13 protein-coding genes and 3 pseudogenes are annotated in these 19419 nt (G+C 38.2%); 5 read left to right on the top strand and 11 right to left on the bottom strand.

What is annotated here, in order from left to right; genetic code table 11:
• Positions 1 to 152 precede the first annotated feature (152 nt).
• A pseudogene (locus tag LC095_RS15545) lies at positions 153 to 347 on the top strand (aldehyde dehydrogenase family protein); the annotation flags it as partial.
• A 194-nt stretch (positions 348 to 541) separates the two neighbouring features.
• Here the strand turns inward: LC095_RS15545 and LC095_RS27275 are convergent.
• The 6 genes from LC095_RS27275 to LC095_RS15515 all read right to left on the bottom strand — a co-directional run bounded on the left by LC095_RS27275 (position 542) and on the right by LC095_RS15515 (position 7230).
• Entirely contained in the window at positions 542 to 769 is a 228-nt protein-coding gene (locus LC095_RS27275; RefSeq protein WP_226529015.1) for a putative holin-like toxin, read from the bottom strand.
• A 188-nt stretch (positions 770 to 957) separates the two neighbouring features.
• Positions 958 to 1752 (bottom strand): fumarylacetoacetate hydrolase family protein, encoded by a 795-nt coding sequence (locus tag LC095_RS15535; protein WP_226529014.1) that lies wholly within the window; start codon positions 1750 to 1752, stop codon positions 958 to 960.
• Positions 1753 to 1969: 217 nt separating this feature from the next.
• Positions 1970 to 3382 carry a Na+/H+ antiporter NhaC gene (gene nhaC, locus LC095_RS15530; RefSeq protein WP_226529013.1) on the bottom strand — a complete coding sequence of 471 codons (1413 nt, stop codon included), beginning with the start codon at positions 3380 to 3382 and terminating at the stop codon, positions 1970 to 1972.
• A 102-nt stretch (positions 3383 to 3484) separates the two neighbouring features.
• A complete protein-coding gene (gene aspA / locus LC095_RS15525; RefSeq protein ID WP_226529012.1) occupies positions 3485 to 4918 on the bottom strand; it encodes an aspartate ammonia-lyase in 1434 nt (477 codons plus the stop codon).
• A 59-nt stretch (positions 4919 to 4977) separates the two neighbouring features.
• A complete protein-coding gene (locus LC095_RS15520; RefSeq protein WP_226529011.1) occupies positions 4978 to 5991 on the bottom strand; it encodes an asparaginase in 1014 nt (337 codons plus the stop codon).
• Positions 5992 to 6225: 234 nt separating this feature from the next.
• The gene (locus LC095_RS15515) at positions 6226 to 7230 is read right to left on the bottom strand and encodes an asparaginase (RefSeq protein ID WP_226529010.1); all 1005 of its coding nucleotides are present in this window, start codon (positions 7228 to 7230) and stop codon (positions 6226 to 6228) included.
• A gap of 419 nt (positions 7231 to 7649) precedes the next feature.
• On the opposite strand from LC095_RS15515, the gene LC095_RS15510 reads away from it, so the two are divergent.
• Positions 7650 to 8018, top strand: a complete 369-nt coding sequence (locus LC095_RS15510) for a helix-turn-helix domain-containing protein (protein ID WP_226529009.1) — start codon at positions 7650 to 7652, stop codon at positions 8016 to 8018.
• Positions 8019 to 8600: 582 nt separating this feature from the next.
• Here LC095_RS15510 and LC095_RS15505 read toward each other — a convergent pair.
• Positions 8601 to 9052, bottom strand: a pseudogene (locus tag LC095_RS15505) (hydroxylamine reductase); the annotation flags it as partial.
• Here LC095_RS15505 and LC095_RS15500 point away from each other — a divergent pair.
• A pseudogene (locus LC095_RS15500) lies at positions 9053 to 9785 on the top strand (aldehyde dehydrogenase family protein); the annotation flags it as partial.
• An 882-nt stretch (positions 9786 to 10667) separates the two neighbouring features.
• On the opposite strand, the gene LC095_RS15495 reads toward LC095_RS15500, so the two are convergent.
• From LC095_RS15495 to LC095_RS15480, 4 genes are all read right to left on the bottom strand, one after another.
• On the bottom strand, positions 10668 to 11435 hold the full coding sequence (locus tag LC095_RS15495) for an ABC transporter ATP-binding protein (protein ID WP_226529008.1): 768 nt from the start codon (positions 11433 to 11435) through the stop codon (positions 10668 to 10670).
• Between the two features lie 155 nt (positions 11436 to 11590).
• Positions 11591 to 13933: an FtsX-like permease family protein gene (locus LC095_RS15490; protein ID WP_226529007.1), complete on the bottom strand. Its 2343-nt coding sequence runs from the start codon at positions 13931 to 13933 to the stop codon at positions 11591 to 11593.
• A gap of 402 nt (positions 13934 to 14335) precedes the next feature.
• A complete protein-coding gene (locus LC095_RS15485; RefSeq protein WP_226529006.1) occupies positions 14336 to 15010 on the bottom strand; it encodes an NAD(P)H-dependent oxidoreductase in 675 nt (224 codons plus the stop codon).
• A 173-nt stretch (positions 15011 to 15183) separates the two neighbouring features.
• On the bottom strand, positions 15184 to 16857 hold the full coding sequence (locus LC095_RS15480; RefSeq protein WP_226529005.1) for a sigma-54-dependent Fis family transcriptional regulator: 1674 nt from the start codon (positions 16855 to 16857) through the stop codon (positions 15184 to 15186).
• 329 nt (positions 16858 to 17186) lie between these two features.
• Between LC095_RS15480 and fdhA the strand changes: the two genes are divergently transcribed.
• Together fdhA and LC095_RS15470 are read left to right on the top strand one after the other, a co-directional pair.
• Positions 17187 to 18401: a formaldehyde dehydrogenase, glutathione-independent gene (fdhA, locus tag LC095_RS15475; RefSeq protein ID WP_226529004.1), complete on the top strand. Its 1215-nt coding sequence runs from the start codon at positions 17187 to 17189 to the stop codon at positions 18399 to 18401.
• 12 nt (positions 18402 to 18413) lie between these two features.
• On the top strand, positions 18414 to 19172 hold the full coding sequence (locus LC095_RS15470; protein WP_226529003.1) for an MIP/aquaporin family protein: 759 nt from the start codon (positions 18414 to 18416) through the stop codon (positions 19170 to 19172).
• The last annotated feature ends 247 nt before the right edge of the window (positions 19173 to 19419 follow it).

The raw sequence follows: 19419 nt of genomic DNA, 5'->3' as shown, positions 1-19419 counted from the left end.
GCCCAACTTCCACATAGCCATTAATAATTGGAAGTTCTAAGGAAGCGATTTATTTCATTTATACGTTTATATATTACAACGTAAATCAGCTGAACAGTGTATCCTTCTCAAAATATTTTGTTTGTTCTAAAGGATGCTTTTAGTCATTAAAGACAAGGGATGTGGCAAAAGCCCACTATATTGCGGAAAACTTACGTGCAGGTACTGTATGGGTAAACTGCTACAATGTCTTTGATGCTGCATCACCATTTGGCGGTTATAAGCAATCGGGAATTGGCCGTGAAATGGGATCTTACGCATTGAACAACTACACTGAAGTTAAGAGCGTTTGGATTTCTAAGAAATAACAACTGAATTTCTTGGCATCTCTAACACAATGACTTTTCAACATAGATATCTTTGGTTATAATAATAGTAGATTTGAATAAACTAAAAAAAAGACTGTTCGGTGCTGTAACACCAAACAGTCATACAATAGCAGGTTCCCTACAAGGGAGTCAGCGTTTTAAGGTAAAGGGCTCACCCTATTGAACTCCAACGCTCAAGGGTGGGTTATTTTTTGTACGTTTAAAATAGATAAATTGGCAGCTAGAAGATGACTCGACGTAGAGGCCAATTTTAAGTCTAAAGTATAAGGGCAACTACGCACCACGCTTCGCCTTTCAGGCTCGCCATTCGGCGAGTTTTCTTTATCTCTAAAAGATATGATTGACAACACCAAACTTGCAAATGCAATCATAAGCATTAGCGTTTGAAATACTGTCAACATAAGCATCACCCCCTTTTCTACGGGGTAACGCTGACCACCCTTGAGTTTACCTAACTATCGCCATTCTATTATACCACAAAATAGAACGTTTGTTTTGTTCCCTTCGAGTTTCAGGCCCACTAAATGCAGTCTTCCAAATTCCTCAAATTATTTTAAATCACATATTCAATATTGCTTTGCTAGTAGATTTACTTTACATAGTTACAAAGCTTACCAATATTCTCCACTTCAACTACTACTGTATCCCCAGATTTCATTGGACAACTCCCTGAAGGTGATCCAGTAGCTAGAACATCGCCTGGCTCAAGTGTCATAACTTGTGAAATCCAACTGATGAGATAAGGAATTGAAAGTGTCATTTGATTCGTATTGCCATCTTGTACTACTTTTCCATTTAAGGTTGTAACAATTCTTAGATTGGTTGGGTCGATCCCTGTTACAATGTATGGACCCAAAGGGCCAAATGTATCGAAACCTTTGCCTCTTGTAAATTGAGGGTCAGATTTAGTAAGGTCTCTTGCTGTCACATCGTTAAAAATAGTACAGCCAAAAAGATAATCTAATGCCTCTTCTTCTTTTATATTTTTGCCCCGTTTTCCAATTATAAGGGCTACTTCCCCCTCCATTTCTACCTGTTCGGTTAAGGTAGTGGGAGGAAGAATGATTTCACCCTGATCCGCTATGATCGAAGAAGTAGGTTTTAAAAACAATAATGGTTCACGAAGGTTAGCCGTTCCCCCAGTCTCTTTTGCGTGTCCAGCATATGTCCAACCAAAATTGACAATTTTCGATGGGGATACTGGCTCTACTATCTTTACTTCATTATATTTAACCCTTACTCCGTCATACTTTAGCTCATTGTTAACAATTTGTGTAAAATCACTAGACAATTGTACTATATCATCACCTTCAATAATTCCATAATACTCTTTCTCACAATGTAGATAACGTACAATCGTTTGTGTTTTTTGTAATGTCTTCATTTATCAAAATAACCCCTTTACTCAATTTAAACATGTTTACGGTTTAATTTATTTTATCCTTATTTTTAGCTATTTCTAGGTAACCAATGACTATGACCATTTTCATTTTCAAGCTTTCTAAAAAGGGGACAATTTAAAGATTCCTTCCCTTTATGGAGTGAAAAAAGCATTGAGGATTCCTCAATACTCTTAACTAAAAGACTTAATGATCATTTAATTAAAATGTTTGTTGAATCTGTCCTTCGCCTTGTTTCTGTTTGACGTACCAGATACATTTCCCTGTATAGCCATATATAATTGCTAGGGCAATTGAGACAAAGCTTAACCACATAAATGGAACATAAGCAAAGGTAGAAACACCTAGAATACCAGCCATGAAGATTCCGTTGTCCGTCCAAGGAATCATTCCAGAGGTTAATGTCCCCCCGACTTCTGTGTTTCGAGCTAATACCCTTCGGTCAATGTTTAAGTTGTCATAGCTTTCTCCCATAATTTTAGGAGTCAAAATTAATGAAACATACATAGCGCAACCAAAAATATTCGCAAAAAATGCAACAATTATAGTGGATAATGTTACATTTCCAGCTGATGTTAAGAAACTCTGAAACTTGGAAACAATCACTTTTAGAACTCCTAAATGCTCAAGAAGACCACCAAAACCTAATCCAAATATGATGACAGCGACTGAAGCAAGCATTCCTTCTATTCCACCACGGTTCAGAAGTTTATCCATAAACTCAACTCCTGTGTTAATAGAAAAACCGTTATAAGCAGTACCAACAGCATCGGGGACATTCATGCCTTGGAACACAACTGCCCAGATAGCCCCAAGAAGAGCCCCTATAGCAATAGAAGGAACAGAAGGTTTTTTCATAGCAAGCATCACAATAACAAATATAGCAGGTATTACCATCCAAATTTGAATATTGAATGTATCAAGTATTGCTGACTTTAAAAATTCTACTTTATCTAAATCTGTGCTATCGCCAGCATATATAAATCCTGCTACAGTAAATAGGATTGCTGTAATAAGGTAGGCAGGAATGTCTAGATATAACATGGCACGTACGTGTGCTATAACATCTACTTTTGAAAGGGAAGCTGCAAGGACAGTACTGTCAGAAAGTGGAGATAGTTTATCACCAAAGTATGCTCCTGAAAGAACTGCTCCAGCTACAAGAGGAAGAGGCATACCTAATCCTTCTCCAATTGCCATCATAGCAATGCCAGCTGTTCCCACCGTTCCCCATGATGTACCTGTAGCTAAAGAAGTGATTGAGCAGACAACTAATGTTGCTAATAAGAAAATACTTGGATGTATAAATTCCAATCCGTAATAAATAAGCGTTGGTACGACTCCTCCTGCAATCCATGTCCCGATTAGAGCACCGACTGCAACAAGTATCAATATTGCCTCAAGTCCGTTTGAGATTCCGGTTGTTATGGCTTTCTGCAGCTCATCATATCGGTACCCTAATCTCATTCCAAGTAAAATCACAAGGAACCATGAAATAAACAGTGCCAACTGTATGGGTAAATCGAAAAAGGCAGTAAACGAAAATACAATGACAAGAAACAACCCTAATGTACAAACAATTTCTAAAATTGATGGTAATCGTACATTTTTCACTTCTATTCCTCCAATAACAAATTATTATGTATCCTCTAAAAATAGATATTTTCTTGTACGTAACCCGCTTCCAAGATCATGCTAGTTGTATTGAGATATTGTTTACTCTCGATCAAAAAGTGATACCCCTGCAATTCCTGGATTTGTCATTTCGTAAGGATTTAAAATCAAATCAAGCTCTTCCTCTGTTAGCACATCATATTGAAGGCAAAGCTCCCTTACAGATTTCCCCTTCAAAATGGCTTCCCTAGCAATTCGAGAGACTACTTCGTACCCTAAATGAGGATTAACAGCTGTAATAATACCAACACTCTTTTCTACGTATTCCCTCATTCTATCTTCATTTGCTTCGATGCCTATTAAACAGTAATCTGTAAAGCTTTTAAAACCATTTCTCATAATACTGATAGATTGTAATAAGTTAAATACAAGTACAGGTTCCATTACGTTTAACTCTAACTGACCAGCTTCAGAGGCCAGACAAATTGTATGGTCATTTCCTATCACTTGGAAGGCAATTTGGTTAATTAACTCTGGCATGACTGGATTGACTTTTCCAGGCATAATAGAGGATCCAGGCTGGCGCGCCGGCAAACTAATTTCTCCTAGTCCTGCCCGAGGTCCGGATGCCATTAACCGAAGATCGTTTGCAATTTTTGACATGTTCATCATACACACCTTTAATGCAGCAGATACCTCTGTATAAGCATCTGTATTTTGTGTTGCATCAACGAGATGCTCTGCACCAACGATCGGAAACCCACTAATATCTGCTAAGTAGCTTACAACATATTTAATATACTTAGGGTCTGCATTTAATCCTGTCCCTACAGCTGTAGCTCCCATATTAACTTCATATAAATGCGTACGTGTTTGTTCAATTCGCTTAATATCTCGTTCTAGTACTCGACTATATGCCTCAAATTCTTGACCAAGGCGAATGGGTACAGCATCTTGGAGGTGAGTACGTCCCATTTTTATAACATGGTCAAATTGTTTAGCTTTGCTTTTAAAAGCCTGCAACATGTCGTTCATCGTATCAAGAAGCTGTTTTAATAAGTTAAGTGTTGCGATATGAATAGCTGTTGGAAACACATCATTTGTAGACTGTGACATATTCACATGAGAGTTTGGACTCAAGTGTACATATTCACCTTTATGATGGCCGAGTAGCTCTAGAGCACGATTGGCAATCACTTCATTTGTGTTCATGTTCATAGAGGTACCTGCACCGCCCTGTATTGGGTCAATAATGAAATACTCGTGCCATTTCCCTTCCAGAATTTCATCTGAAGCTTGAACAATGACTTCACCGATTCCACTATATAAACGTTTTGTTTCCATATTGGCTAATGCAGCTGCTTTTTTTATCATAGCTAGGGCGTTGATCATCTCTTCATGTATTCTGTATCCTGTAATAGGGAAATTTTCTATTGCGCGTAACGTTTGTATTCCGTAATATACATGTTCCGGAATTTCCTTTTCACCAAGAAAATCACGTTCCATTCTATACCTTTGACCAGTTTCTCTTATCATTTCTATCATTACCCCACTTTCATTTACTAATTGAATAATAAAATCATATTTTTACCTTTTTATAAAACTACCCAATTATTTTCCTGAATTTGCAAATCATTTGCTACAGGTGTTTCCATTATTTTTTTCACTTGTTCCAAATTACTTGTCTTACCTAATGCCCACATTAATTTAGGGACAATAGCTTCTGTGTTCATATCTCTTGAAGAAATAATGAGTTTTTTGGATATCTTTCTTCCAACTTCATACCTTTGTAAGTCGGTCCCTTCCTCAAGGCACTGAGTTGTAATCACTACTGCAACCCCAGCTTCTATTAGTTCATTTATTTTTGGAAGTAAATTTCTCTTTTCAAATGGAATCCCGCCATTTCCGTAACTTTCTATTACTACACCTCGATAAGAGTGTTTAATATAATCGAAAATATCTGGGGTTATTCCTGGAAAAAGCTTCAGTAAAAGGACATTACTACAAATGGAGGTATCTAATTTTAATAAACCGTTCTGTTTTACCGGGGTATTCCCTAAATAGGTAACCTCTGAACCCTCTAAACGAGCGATGTAAGGACAGTTAATACTCTTGAAAGCGTTATTACTTTTTGATTTTACTTTGACCGCTCGAGTGCCACTAATCACCTTTCCATCAAAAACAACATAAACTCCACTAATACTCTCACAAGCAAACCTAATTGCATTCATCATATTTTTCCTTGCATCGGTTTCCCCATAACTAATAGGAACCATAGATCCCGTTACGATTACTGGCTTTGCTAGATTTTGTAGTATATAGGAGAGTGCTGATGAAGTATAACCTAACGTATCCGTTCCATGGGTAATAACAAACCCATCATACTGGTCATATTTGTTATAAATAGTTTGTGCAATTTCCACCCAGTATTCAGGCTGCATATTTGTACTATCCACATTCATCAACACCATACTGTGAAGCAATAATTCCTCTTTATATTCCGGTAAATAACCAATGATATCTTGATCTGATATTCCTGGTGTGAGACCATTTTCACCTTCAACTGAAGCTATTGTACCACCAGTAGTTAATAAAAGAATTCTTTTCATAATTCCACCTCTTACATAAGTAATTTCTTTTCCCTGTGAGTCATAACCATTTAAAGGATTGTTATCGGACTCGTATTGAGAACTTTTAGTAAAAACAAACATTTTTGTTTGCGATTCGCGAACAAAAGGACATAGATATCCAATTTTTCAATCATTTTAGAAATACATTTTGAGAGGAAGAACACTTTGAAGCCAAAGGAACTAGCCCCTCTTGTTTTAAGATCTAAAGAATCGTTATTTTTTCATATTATGTGGTGTAATGTCATAAGCAATAGGTTTTGCCATGATGTTCTTCACCATTTCAGTATCGTTTGACTGGCCTAGTGCCCACATTAATTTTGGAATAATTGCTTCAGTATTCATATCCCGTGTACGAATGATCATGTTATCAGACACTTTCCTGCCAACTTGGTAAAGCCCTAGGTCCTCACCTTCTTCAAGTACTTGGGTTGTAAACACCATTGTAATACCAGATGCAATCAGTTCATGTATTTTCTCAACTAGACTTCTCTCTTGAAAAGGGATTCCCCCGGTTCCAAAACTTTCAATAACGACACCTTTGTATAAGTTCTTTATATAGTCAAAAAGTTCAGGTTTCGTTCCAGGATGCAGCTTTAACAAAAAGACATCTGGACAGATAGAAGAGTTAAATTTCATTCTCTTACCTTTTGTTGTAGGAATTTTCATTTGATATGTAACTTCAGAATGATTCACACGAGCAATATAGGGGAAATTAATGCTTTCAAAAGCATCATAGCTTTTCGTCCTTAATTTGACTGTTCTTGTCCCGATAATCACCAGTCCATTAAAAACAGTAAAAACACCACCAATATCTTCACACGCAAACCGAACAGCATCACTAATATTTTTCTTAGCATCTGTACGCTTATAATTAATTGGAATTTGAGAACCTGTTATCACAACTGGCTTCGCAAGATTTTGTAGCATGTACGAAATGGCTGCTGACGTATATGCCATAGTATCTGTTCCATGCGTGATAACAAATCCATCATACTTATCATAATGTTCATTAACAGCTTCTGCTACTTTAACCCAAGATTCTGGTTGCATATTCGTACTGTCAATATTCATTAGGTTTTTACATTCTACTTTATATCTAATATGTTGTTCAGGTAAATAACTGGCAATTTCCTCAGCAGGGATTTCTGGATATAAACCCTCTTTCCCTAATACAGATGCAATAGAACCTCCAGTAGTTAACAATAGGATTTTTTTCATATGCACTCCTCCTTCTAAAAGACCTTTTTTTCCTGTATTTTATCACATATAATTACTTTTTCGAGGTATTCATTATCTTTACTTTTTCTTGAAGCAAAGAACATAAGGCAGTTTTAGAGTAAACTAAGATTACTAGATTGTTTTCTAGGTATAAAAACGAATAATGTTAACTTTTTTATGTCTAAGATTATGTAAATAAATAATCTTATGAAGCTAAAGAAACTCTTTTTTGAATTCGCTTCCAATTAAACATTCCAAAGCAAAAATTCGCGCTTCGAGAACTTGTAATTAAATTCTAGAGAATTATCAGGAAAATTACAAGAGTTTTTATTCAATTCGCGAACATTTTATGTTTTACACATGCAAGCTTATTATAAATAATGTTATAATAAAGGGAATTATTTTGGAGGATATGAAAAATGTTAAATCGATTAGCTGAATTACGAAAAAGTAGAAAGTGGTCAATGCAATATATAGCCGACCAGCTAGAAATTGCCAAAAGTACATATGCAGGATACGAGTCTGGTTATCGCGAGCCATCACTTGATACGACAAAAAAGATTGCAGAATTATTTAAAACATCCGTTGACTATTTATTAGAAAAAACAGATGATCAACACTTTCCCCCACTACAAGTGAAGGAAAATTCCCCTGTGGAATTAACAGATCAAACTCAGTTGGCTAACATTCAGCTGGCAATCGATGAAAAAATCTTGTCTCCTGAAGAACTTTATCATTTTATTGCATTTATACGAGCAAAACGTGAAATTGAGAAAAATGGAATTTGAATGATGTTTTGTCTTTTTTCTTCCTTTAAGCAGCCTCTTGATCTCCCAAATGCTGCTGTCATTCACGATTGACCCTAACATAGCGCGTATCATCGACATCAAAAATGATCGTATCCATTCACATAACCCCCCCTCATATTATGATGTTAATAACTTGAGATAGTAACTTGATGATGAGTAAATCTTCTAAAAATTTCACCCTTCTCACTTTCAACAATTTTATTTTCTGTGTGTATTCAATCTTATTTTTCAAATTAGTTAACGAAGAAATTGGTTTGATTTCCAAAGGGGGTAAAACCTGGACAACTCAATAACAAGGAAACATGAACTACTTTTATTGAATATTTAGGGAGAGATCCCCAATGGCTGCATGATCAAAAAAAAGAAAATGTGCCTCTTGATGATATTACCCTTGTGACTGAAGATCAGTTTGGTCATATAAAGATTTGTTTGTATAAGTAAAACAAATCTAGAACTTTTCGATATGTGTCCTAAAATATGTTGTTCTTTTTATAGCAAAAAAACACTTCGCTCTTCCTACGAAAAACGAAGTGAAATATCAAGCACTAGTTCTCTATAAATTTAGTTCACACCAACGTTCATAAACATATCCAAATCATCTTTTGTATTCGTAATGCTTCCTACACCAAAGTTTTCTACTAAGAAGTTTGTGACATTTGGTGATAGAAATGCTGGTAATGTCGGCCCAACATAAATGTTTTTCACACCTAGATAAAGGATTGATAAAAATACGATGACGGCTATTTGCTCATACCAGGCGATATTATAAGACAATGGAAGATCGTTAACACTCTCCAAACCAAAGGCATCCTTTAGTTTTAATGCTGTCATAACAAGTGAATAAGAATCATTACATTGACCAGCATCAAGGACTCTTGGAATACCATTGATATCACCCAAATCAAGCTTGTTGTATCTATATTTGCACAACCAGCTGTTAAGATGATGGTATCCTTAGGAAGTTCTTCTGCAAACTCTTTATTATATGTTCTACTTTTATGGCGTCCATCACATCAACTGAAGTTGGAAAGCTCATTATGGGGAAGGCTGCGAAAACGTTAAAACGTGTCACGCTTGAATTAGACGGAAAATCTCCGAACATCATTTTTACCTGATGCTGATCGCATTAAACGGGGTTATGTTTAACCAGGGGCAGGTTTGTTGTGCTGGATCCCGTGTGTTCGTTCAAAAGAACAATTCGATAATGTCGTGGCAGACATGGTAAGTCACGCAGAAAAAATCAAACAAGGATCGGGAATCCACGAAGATACAGAAATTGGTCCACTTGTTTCGACAGAACAACAAAATCGGGTATTAGGCTATATTGATAAAGGTGTAAATGAAGGTGCTGAACTATTAGTAGGTGGTTCAAAACCGTATAAAGAATGTTACTTCGTATCTCCTACTATTTTCGCAAATGTGAATGATGACATGACGATTGCGAAAGAAGAAATTTTTGGTCCAGTCATTTCAGCTATGCCTTATGATGATATAGACGATCTGATTGCTCGTGCAAATAATAGTGAATATGGATTAGCTGCCGGGGTTTGGACACGGGATGTGGCAAAAGCCCACTATATTGCGGAAAACCTTCGTACAGGAACTGTATGGGTAAACTGCTACAATGTCTATGATGCTGCATCACCATTTGGCGGTTACAAACAATCGGGTATCGGCCGTGAAATGGGATCTTACGCATTAAACAACTACACGGAAGTTAAGAGTGTTTGGATTTCTAAGAAATAAGCAACTGAATTACTTAATAAAATGTCAATGTTTTTTCAAGCATTGCCATTTTTTATATACAAAGAAGCGCTAAATCCTTTTTATACCAAATCAAACACACTCTATCGTTTAAGAGCAATCATATTTGGTCTGTCCTAGAATTCATTAATTAACTGACAAAACCTATTTCTTCCTTTTCCTTTTTCTAATTGGAAATTCATTATTCCGAATTACCATCTAATCAATTGAGTTTATTTCATATCATATCTTACAAATGACTTTCCAACATAAATATCTTTGGTTATAATAATAGTAGTAATTTGCAAAACTAAAAATGACTGTTCGGTGCTCGAACACCAAACAGTCATACAATAGCTAGATTCCCACCAAGGGGAATCAGCGATTTTGGAAGATTACTCACCCTATCGCCGTGCAAAAGCTCAAGGGTGGGTTTTTTTTTGTACGTTTAAAATAGATAAATTGGCCGTTAGAAGATGACTCGATGTAGAGTCCAATTTTAAGTCTAAAGTATAAGGGCAACTACGCACCACGCCTCGCCTTTTAAGGCTCGCCATTCGGCGAGTTTTCTTTATCTCTAAAAGATATGATTGACAACACCAAACTTGCAAATGCAATCATCAGTATTAACGTTTGAAATATTGTCAACATAAGCATCAGCCCCTTTCAATCCGGGGTAACGCTGACCACCCTTGAGTTTACCTTGCTATTGCAAGTATATTATAACATATAACAGAACACTCGTTCTACAACGATGGTCTAAAATAAATTTTAAAAACAACAGGTAAAGATGTAAGATTTTTCACTAAAAATATGTTTTACTTGATTGTCTATATTAGAAGTCTGATAAATTCCCCATATGCTTTATGCGAATGGAACCAAAAATTAAAAACCATTTTCCACTAACCACTTCATAATAGTTTCTTCTCTTCTCTTTACATCACCAAGCTGCGGATCGTATTTACGCATTTTCTTTTGTGCAACAATAGTTCCATCTACCATAAACAATACTCTTTCCGTTTTGGCTGCCACCTTAACATCATGCGTAACGAGCATGATGGTTGTCCCTTTCCTATTAATCTCTGCCAGAATGGCCATAATGTCTGCGGAGGCTTTGGAATCTAATGCTCCGGTTGGTTCGTCTCCAAATAGGATATCCGGATCATTGATCAATGCTCTGCAGATCGCCACTCTCTGCAGCTGCCCGCCTGAACCTTGAGTGATTTGATGATCAGCAAGCTTTTCAATTCCCGTCATTTTCATCAGCTTTTTTGCTTTTTGATAGACAGCATGTTTATCCGCCTCTTTTGATACAAGAGCAGGAAACATCACATTGTCAATTAATGATAGATTTTTCAATAAATTAATATCTTGAAAGATAAATCCCATGTTCTTCAAACGAAGCTGTGCAAGTTCTTCTTCCTTCATGCTGCTGATTTCCCTGCCGTTAAATGTCACACTGCCGGAAGACATTCGATCCATTCCGCTTACATTATAAAGCAATGTGGATTTCCCGCTTCCGGATGGTCCCATAACCGATATGAATTCACCTTCTTCTATATCCAGGTTGATATCCTTCAAAATATGAAGTTCATGATCTTTCCCTAATGCTACTTTTTTGTTCATCCTTCTTGCTTCTACTATATGGCTCATCGATATTCCTCCCATGCAAAATATGAAGATCAAAGTCTATTTCCTCAGAGGATTCCGGGATGTTTTTTCAGGGTAAAACAGTTGGTATCAATACACAGGAGATTTCTTCTGGTTCTCCAGAAATGCCGTCTTTACCAGTAGCATGGTTAGTCCTGTTATCTTCTTAAAGCGAGAGATATATCATCTTTTACGTGTATCTTACATGACATAAATATCGTCAAACCAACGAATAAAATCAGCGCTAACGGACAAAGCAGCCAAGTCTCCCATATAATATGGACAAATTCAATTTTTGCCGCTCCCATATAGGACATGGCCATACTGACCAGAAACTCCCCTACTACATTCGACATCAGCACGCCAAGTATGATTCCCACTATCAGGACCATCATTGTTCCGGCCATATATTGATAACTAATTTGCTTTGATGTTAATCCGACACTTCGCATAATGGTGTTCTGCGACATATCTTTTGATAAGAGCATCCGAAGGAATAATGCTGTGATGAAGACAGCTATGATAATCGCGATGGCGATTCCCCCTATCACTACGGTACCCATCTGCTCGATGATATGTCCAAGCGTTTGCTGTGTATATTCACTGATATCATTTACCTGAGCCGAGCTATAAGCATTCTTGTAGTAGTCCATTTTCTCAAGTTTATCAACACCAGGAGCCAAATTTAGGCTCACAATATACCAAAGAACAGCCTCTTCATTTACGCCAAGACTCGTATGACCCTTTGCTGTTTTACCGCCATTTGTAATATCTTGATAAATGCCCGTTACTTTCAATGTCTTTTCTGTCTCGCCAGCCTTTACGACTACTTCATCTCCCACTTTCTTGTTTAATCCATCACTTCCCGCATTTGCATAGGAAAGTGAGATCTCCCCTTCACCCTCTGGTGCTCTTCCTTCCAAATAGGTTAATGGAAATACGGAAAAATCACCCGTTTCAATATTCATATAGTCCCAGGTACCTTCCGCATTTTTGACCTGATAGGAGCTTGTAATGTAGGCAGCGTGTTTTTCAACATCTGAATCATTCTTCAGTTCGTCCTGCAGATTTTCAAAATTTTCTGTAATCGTATCTGTCTTTCGAAGATCGATTCGCATGTCGGATTTCCCTACTCCCATGTAGGTGGAAAATTCCGGTGAATTCAAGGTGTTAAACATATTTAGGGGAAGAATCACGATACATGTACATACGATAAAAATAACAACCAGCAGCCTGTATAATTTGAATCGTTTCCATACATCTCTCAGTCCCATGTAAATATTGGTGCTGAAAAATTTGTTCTGAAGCAGTGGAAAACTGTATTTTCTGTTCTTTCCGCTTTCCAAAGCATCTTTCCTTAAAGCTTCCACCGCAGAAATCTTGTCGATTCTTTTGAGGACATTTTTGCAGTAGAACACAATCATGAAGTAGACAAATAACGGAGCAATAAGAGATGGGATATATTGTAAGTCGCCTGATAAATCTGAAGATAGGTAAAGTCTCATATTCCCGTTAAATAGATTGACCACTGCAAATGACATGAGATAGCCTATGATACCGGCAGCTATTGACATGACTCTGTATTTGTTTAGATAAATCTTTTTTATATCTTTTTTGGATAGTCCGATTGCTTTCATCACACCGATTTCTCTTATATCTTCATCAATTGTTGCCAGAAACGTAAGTCTGATACAGAGCGACGCAATAATAATCAACAGAATACTGATCAGTATGATAACCATTGCAACTGCGGCATCTGACATGGCATTAAATAGTAGAAAAATAGTTCCTCCTACTGTAGGCCCATTTGCCGGAAGACCAGATTCGATATAAGCAGTTTGAACAGCAGCAGTATCCCCATTTTCATTCAACTTAAATTCGATGAGATATTCCAGTTCCATCCCCTCGATTTCAAGCATTTCATCATAGTCATTCTGATTGATCACAAACCGTTTCGAAGAAGTAAGAGAAGAGTTCATTTCATAGTCTCTTGCATAATCTGAAATGACAAACAATTTTTCGTCCTTTCCACTTTTGATCCTAATCGTATCACCTATTTCTAAGTCATACTGTTCCATAAAATAAATAGGAACCGCAACGAACCCTTCCTTTACATCCAGCTTTTCATTATCCAGGTCCAATATAAAATCAAATTTCTCATTTTGTACAACAAATGAAATATCCTGTACCGTTCCAGCCATCGTTTGATTGTTACCTAAATGAATAGTATGTCCATCCAAAGTCAGAAGCTCCATCGTTTCCTGCATCGCTATATGCTCACGCTGTTCTTCTGTAAATCGATTGATTTCTGTCTGGTCATAATCTCCTGAATGCATCTGCGTTATGTCTGCTGGTATGGCACGTTCTTGTAATTCGGACATCGACTGAATGAGATTTGTCATGTTATGAATAGCACTTGCCGCCAAAATAACAGCCATTGTGATAAAGACAAATACTGCTGTTGTTACCATTTTGTTCCTAATAAAATCATTCTTAACCATTTTCAAAAACATTTTCTTTTCCTCCCTCCTGTATGCTTTTTTACAAAAGGTCCCATTAAATTTGGCCATTTAATCATCTGAACATTTTGAAATGATTCTATATTTTTACTATAAAATAAATATCACCTTTTTTTAAGCTTCCCAAGTCTGATGCTTGACTACGACCTGAGAAGTATAGCTTTCTACAATCGCATATAAGCACTTAACTGAAGAATATATGCTATGATTTGCTCTTCCTTATTATGGATAAAGGCAAAAAAAGACACGAGCCCGGTATTTAGCCTTGCTCGTGTCTAGGAGACTGCTTGTAATATTCGTGGTCTAATTTCTGCATCCGTTCAGAAACGCGAATGCATTTTGAGGTTAGACTTGCAAAATTCCTTCATGTTTATCATTATTAAGTTAGTTAATCCACTCTACAACATCTTCCATAGCACGACGCGTTTTCGGACGTACCGGATCCTCTTCGCGATAGCCGAAGGCAACCATAGCTGATACGGCAAGCTTGCCATCTTCAAGTAGTCCTTCCTTCTCTAAAATCTCATTTACTTTGTCATAACTAAAGCCTTCAATCGGACAAGAGTCAATGCCGATTTGAGAGGCAGCTGTCATCATATTGCCCAGTGCAATATATGTTTGCTTGCTCGCCCAATCAAACAATGCCCGGTCGCTTTCAAACAGACGCTGATCTTCCTCTTGAAAGCTTCTATATCTAGGCTTCAATGTCTCAAGTAAATCATCAGGCATCTGCTTCACGTGCTTCTGCAACTTCTGCACATACTCAGAATCATACCTTACATCTGTACGCGCAAGAATCAAAACAAAATGGCTTGCAGTCGGCAGTTGTCCTTGGGCACCCCATGAAACCTCTCTAAGCTTTTCACGAAACTCCTTATTTTGTACAACAAGGAATTTCCACGGCTCGTATCCAACCGAACTTGGAGACAAACGGCCTGTTTCTAAAATGAACTTAAAATCTTCCTCAGAGATTTTCTTCGTTGGGTTAAATACCTTAGTTGCATGGCGAATATTGTATGCAGCAAGGATATCTTGTTTTTTAGCTTCATGATTACTCATGTTGAAATCATCCTCTTCTTCATAGATTACAAAAACCAAGTTTGTTCAAGACATATTGTATATAAATTAGCTTACTCTTATCAAAGAATTAGCTCTAACTTTCAAACTAATCTCTCTTTCATCTTCTTCCTCTAAGAGTTTTTTTTCTTCAATTTCACCAGTCTCCCCTTGCTTCACAACTCATACTTCTTCATTTTAAGATACAGCGTATTCCGGCTAATCTCCAACATCCTTGCAGCTTTACTTATATTCCATCCAGCTGATGTTAGTGCTTGGGTGATGGCCTCTTTTTCCGTCTGTCCGAGTGAAGACGATTTTTTTTCTACACTTGCTAATGCTTGATTTTCCTGTTCATACAAATCTTCAAAGTGTAAATCACCCGCCTTAATCTCGTTTCCTACGGCCAAAAAGGAGGCTTGAATGAGGACACTTTTAAGTTCTCTGATGTTTCCTGGCCAATGATAAGCGAGGATTTTTTGCTTTGCTTCATCTGATAACGTGACCGATGAATGGTCTAATGTGTGAATGAAATGCTCAGCTAATTCAAGGAGGTCTGTTCTGTCTTTCAGCGGCGGGAGGGTAATAAAAATTCCTTTTAGCCGGTAGTACAAGTCCTCTCGAAACCGCCCTGCTTTCATTTCTTCACGTAGGTTTTTGTTTGTAGCCGCGATAACCCTTGTGTTAATCGGGATGACTTTGACACCACCGACTCGTGTCACAATATTTTCTTGTAAGACACGGAGTAAAGCCGCCTGGGCCTTTAAGGACATATCGCCAATTTCGTCAAGAAAGATGGTTCCCCCATTTGCTGCTTCAAATTTTCCTGGAGAGCCTTTGTGATTCGCTCCTGTAAATGCCCCCTTTTCGTAACCAAATAATTCACTTTCGATAAGATTTTCTGGGATCGCGCTACAATTAACAGCAACAAATGGTTCCGCAAATCGTGTGCCGTGGCTATGTAATGATTGTGCAATAAGTTCCTTTCCTGTCCCGCTTTTCCCGTAAATAATGACAGGGAAATCAAAAACAGCCGCCTTTTTAATCATATTGCGAACCTTTTCTATTTTAGGACAAGAGCCAATGATATCCGAGGTGCTGTATAGTTTTTTTGCCGAATCGTCTTTCTTGTTTGCTTTGTTTAAAGAAACGACGGAGCTGTAGACTTTCTGTGATTCATCAGAGATGACCTCAACCGAGTAACCTTTTGCGACATGAAACTCATCACCTATGCAATCTTCTCCTAGCATTAAGCGGGCTTTTTGATTGGCGCGAATGATCATATTTTCACGGTCAAGGGTAAGAAGCGGAACCGTTGATAAGTTTGATGATACCTCAAGTTCTTTTAATGCTAACACTTTTTCTTGCTTCGTCTGGTCAAGAAGTAGCCGGGTCTGTATACTTTCGGCCATCATTGTTGTTAAGGAAATCATAAAAGGGTGATACATCTCTTTTTTTGCACTAATATTAATCGCACCAATTAACTCACCAGCTGGAGAATAAATGGGACTTGCTGCACAAGTAAGGAAGTGATTTTTCACATAGAAATGGTGCTCAGCATGCGTAATGATTGGTTTCTTTTCATAGATGGCGAGCCCCATCGCATTGGTGCCTTTTCTTTTTTCAGACCAATTGGAGCCAACTGGCAAATAATCAATCGTCTCATTACGTTCCAGATGGCCTATTTTGTGAATAATCGTTCCATTTCGATCAACAATCACCGTGACAAGTTCGTGTGAGTGAATGGCAGGATAAAGGGTCTCTAAAATGAATGTTGTGTGCCGAATCATCGACTGATTTTCAGTTAATACCTCCTGTAAGGCATTACCGGTTAAAATTGAGTCGTCCATAGGATCGTAGGGTGAAAGTCCAAAGTTTTGACAACGCTTCCAAGAACGGTCGATTATATCAACCCGCTCGACAAGGTACTCCTGTAGCATTTGCTTGTCCCCCTTTAAATAGTAACGGTTTCTCTAAGTCTATTATACTACTAGGGTAAATATTTCCAAGTATAAACGAACAACTGTCCTAAAATAGGACAGTTGTTGTTCAGAAATTAAACAGGTTAATACCCGTTCATTATAAAAAGTGGCTCTAAATAAAAATTTTGGAACTTGGCACGCTTCTTGCAGTATATAAAGTGAACTACCTTACATTTATCTTAAGGGGGAATTGCAAAATGAGTGGTAACAGAGCAGTCGCATATATAAAACCAGGTAAGGTGGAAATACAGGACATAGGTTTTCCTGATTTAGAGTTAAGAGATGGTCCAGGTGTTAATCCACTGAATGTTGGTCGTAAATGTAACCATGGTGTCATTTTAAAAGTTGTCACAACGAACATTTGTGGAAGCGATCAACATATGGTGCGCGGAAGAACAACCGCTCCAACTGGACTTATTCTTGGACATGAAATTACAGGTGAAGTCATTGAAGTTGGAAGTGATGTTGAGTTCATTAAAAAAGGTGATCTCGTATCTGTGCCGTTTAATATTGCTTGTGGGCGCTGTCGTAGTTGTAAAGAGCGTGACACTCATATTTGTGAAAATGTAAATCCTGATCGTCCGGGTTCAGCGTATGGCTATGTTGATATGGGCGGATGGGTCGGAGGTCAGTCTGAATATGTGATGGTTCCGTATGCTGATTTTCAGTTATTAAAATTCCCAGATAAAGATCAGGCAATGGAAAAAATAAAAGATTTAACCATGCTCTCAGATATATTTCCAACAGGTTACCATGGTGCTGTCAGTGCCGGAGTCAAACCAGGTTCGACGGTTTATATTGCGGGAGCAGGTCCGGTTGGGTTAGCAGCAGCGCACTCAGCTCAATTACTCGGTGCCGCTGTCGTCATTGTCGGTGACCTGAACGCGGAGCGTCTTCAACAAGCAAAAAGCTTTGGATGTGAAACTGTAAACCTTCGTGACCATCCGGATCTTGGTGAGCAAATCGAACAAATTTTAGGGGTTCCTGAAGTCGATTGTGCTGTTGACTGTGTGGGATTTGAAGCATCAGGACATGGAGCAAATGCAGGCGAAGCGCCCGCAACCGTACTTAATTCAATTATGACCGTAACACGTGCTGGCGGTAGACTTGGTATTCCAGGGCTTTATGTGACTGGGGATCCTGGTGGAATTGATGAAGATGCACAAATCGGAACATTAAAGGTGCGTCTTGGCCTTGGTTGGGCAAAAGCACATACCTTTGTTACTGGGCAAACACCTGTGATGAAATACCACCGTGACTTAATGGCAGCGATCCTAAGTGGAAAAGCACAAATTGCGAAAGCTGTAAATGCAACGGTTATTTCGTTAGATGATGCGCCAAGAGGATACCAAGAATTTGACCAAGGTGCAGCGAGAAAGTATGTCATAGACCCTCATGGACTTGTAAAATAAAGGAGGTCTCTCATGGAACCCCCAGTTCTGTTCAAACGATGTGTGGCTGAAGGTATTGGAACTGCTTTACTCGTACTCATTGGTGCTGGAACAGCGGCGTTTAATGGGGTTATTACAGCAAGTAATAATGCGGCGACGACGCTTGCAGATATCGGCGTGATAAGTGTTGCCTTTGCGATTGTCGTCATGGCGATGATTTTTACAATTGGAAGAATCTCCGGATGTCATATTAATCCTGCCGTTACAATTGGTTTAGCAGTCACCGGTCACTTTGCTTGGAAAGAGGTTCCCGCGTACCTCATTGCTCAGTGCGTTGGCGGTATCATCGGTGCAATGGCAATTGTTGCTGTTCTTGGTATGGATGGTATCCACCTTGGAGGGTTAGGTGCAACATCACTTGGTTCTAGTACGGGCTATGCACAGGGCATGGTTGTGGAAGCGATCGCAGCATTTGTCCTTATGTTTGTGATTATGGGGATTGCTGTTGATTCAGAAGCCCCGGGAAACTGGGCAGGACTTGTGATTGGATTGACGGTAGGCGGACTTATCATGTTTACAGCTGGGGCAACTGGTGCTTCGTTTAACCCTGCTCGGACTTTTGGTCCCTATGTGATGAATAGTTTAGCAGGTGGTACGATCAGTTGGGCACAGTTCCCGATTTATGTGATTGGACCGATTTTCGGTGCGATAGGTGGAGCTGTTGCTTATAAAGGGTTAACGACAACAAAGCAGCAGATGGTGGGAACTGACCAGCACTCTGTTAAAGGATGAATCGTTAAAGTGTTTGAGGACTGTGTGACGCTTCGAGGCTTGTGATAAAATACCGTTTATAATTAGCCAATTTTAGTTAAAGGCAAAATTTCAGATTCAATACTTAAATTTAATGAATTCTACCTTTGAAGGGAAAACCATTGCGGTTTTCCCTATTATTACGCTACTAAAACTGCCATTCATATCTTGACTGCTATTAAAGCTAATTTACTTGCATAGACACACCTCTCCCCCCTAGCTCGTTAGA

The organism is Metabacillus niabensis, assembly GCF_020524345.1.
In the GTDB taxonomy this organism is placed as follows: Bacteria; Bacillota; Bacilli; order Bacillales; family Bacillaceae; genus Metabacillus; species Metabacillus niabensis_B.
This window is presented reverse-complemented; position numbering and strand designations above follow the sequence as displayed.

Bases quoted from the DNA above. Each gene is read 5' to 3' on its own strand.
- LC095_RS15535 (WP_226529014.1), bottom strand. From the start codon at position 1,752: ATGAAGACATTACAAAAAACACAAACGATTGTACGTTATCTACATTGT.
- LC095_RS15480 (WP_226529005.1), bottom strand. From the start codon at position 16,857: ATGGACGACTCAATTTTAACCGGTAATGCCTTACAGGAGGTATTAACT.
- LC095_RS15495 (WP_226529008.1), bottom strand. From the start codon at position 11,435: ATGAGCCATATAGTAGAAGCAAGAAGGATGAACAAAAAAGTAGCATTA.
- LC095_RS15485 (WP_226529006.1), bottom strand. From the start codon at position 15,010: ATGAGTAATCATGAAGCTAAAAAACAAGATATCCTTGCTGCATACAAT.
- LC095_RS15515 (WP_226529010.1), bottom strand. From the start codon at position 7,230: ATGAAAAAAATCCTATTGTTAACTACTGGAGGTTCTATTGCATCTGTA.
- LC095_RS15470 (WP_226529003.1), top strand. From the start codon at position 18,414: ATGGAACCCCCAGTTCTGTTCAAACGATGTGTGGCTGAAGGTATTGGA.
- fdhA (WP_226529004.1), top strand. From the start codon at position 17,187: ATGAGTGGTAACAGAGCAGTCGCATATATAAAACCAGGTAAGGTGGAA.
- aspA (WP_226529012.1), bottom strand. From the start codon at position 4,918: ATGATAAGAGAAACTGGTCAAAGGTATAGAATGGAACGTGATTTTCTT.
- LC095_RS27275 (WP_226529015.1), bottom strand. From the start codon at position 769: ATGTTGACAGTATTTCAAACGCTAATGCTTATGATTGCATTTGCAAGT.
- LC095_RS15520 (WP_226529011.1), bottom strand. From the start codon at position 5,991: ATGAAAAGAATTCTTTTATTAACTACTGGTGGTACAATAGCTTCAGTT.
- LC095_RS15490 (WP_226529007.1), bottom strand. From the start codon at position 13,933: ATGGTTAAGAATGATTTTATTAGGAACAAAATGGTAACAACAGCAGTA.
- LC095_RS15510 (WP_226529009.1), top strand. From the start codon at position 7,650: ATGTTAAATCGATTAGCTGAATTACGAAAAAGTAGAAAGTGGTCAATG.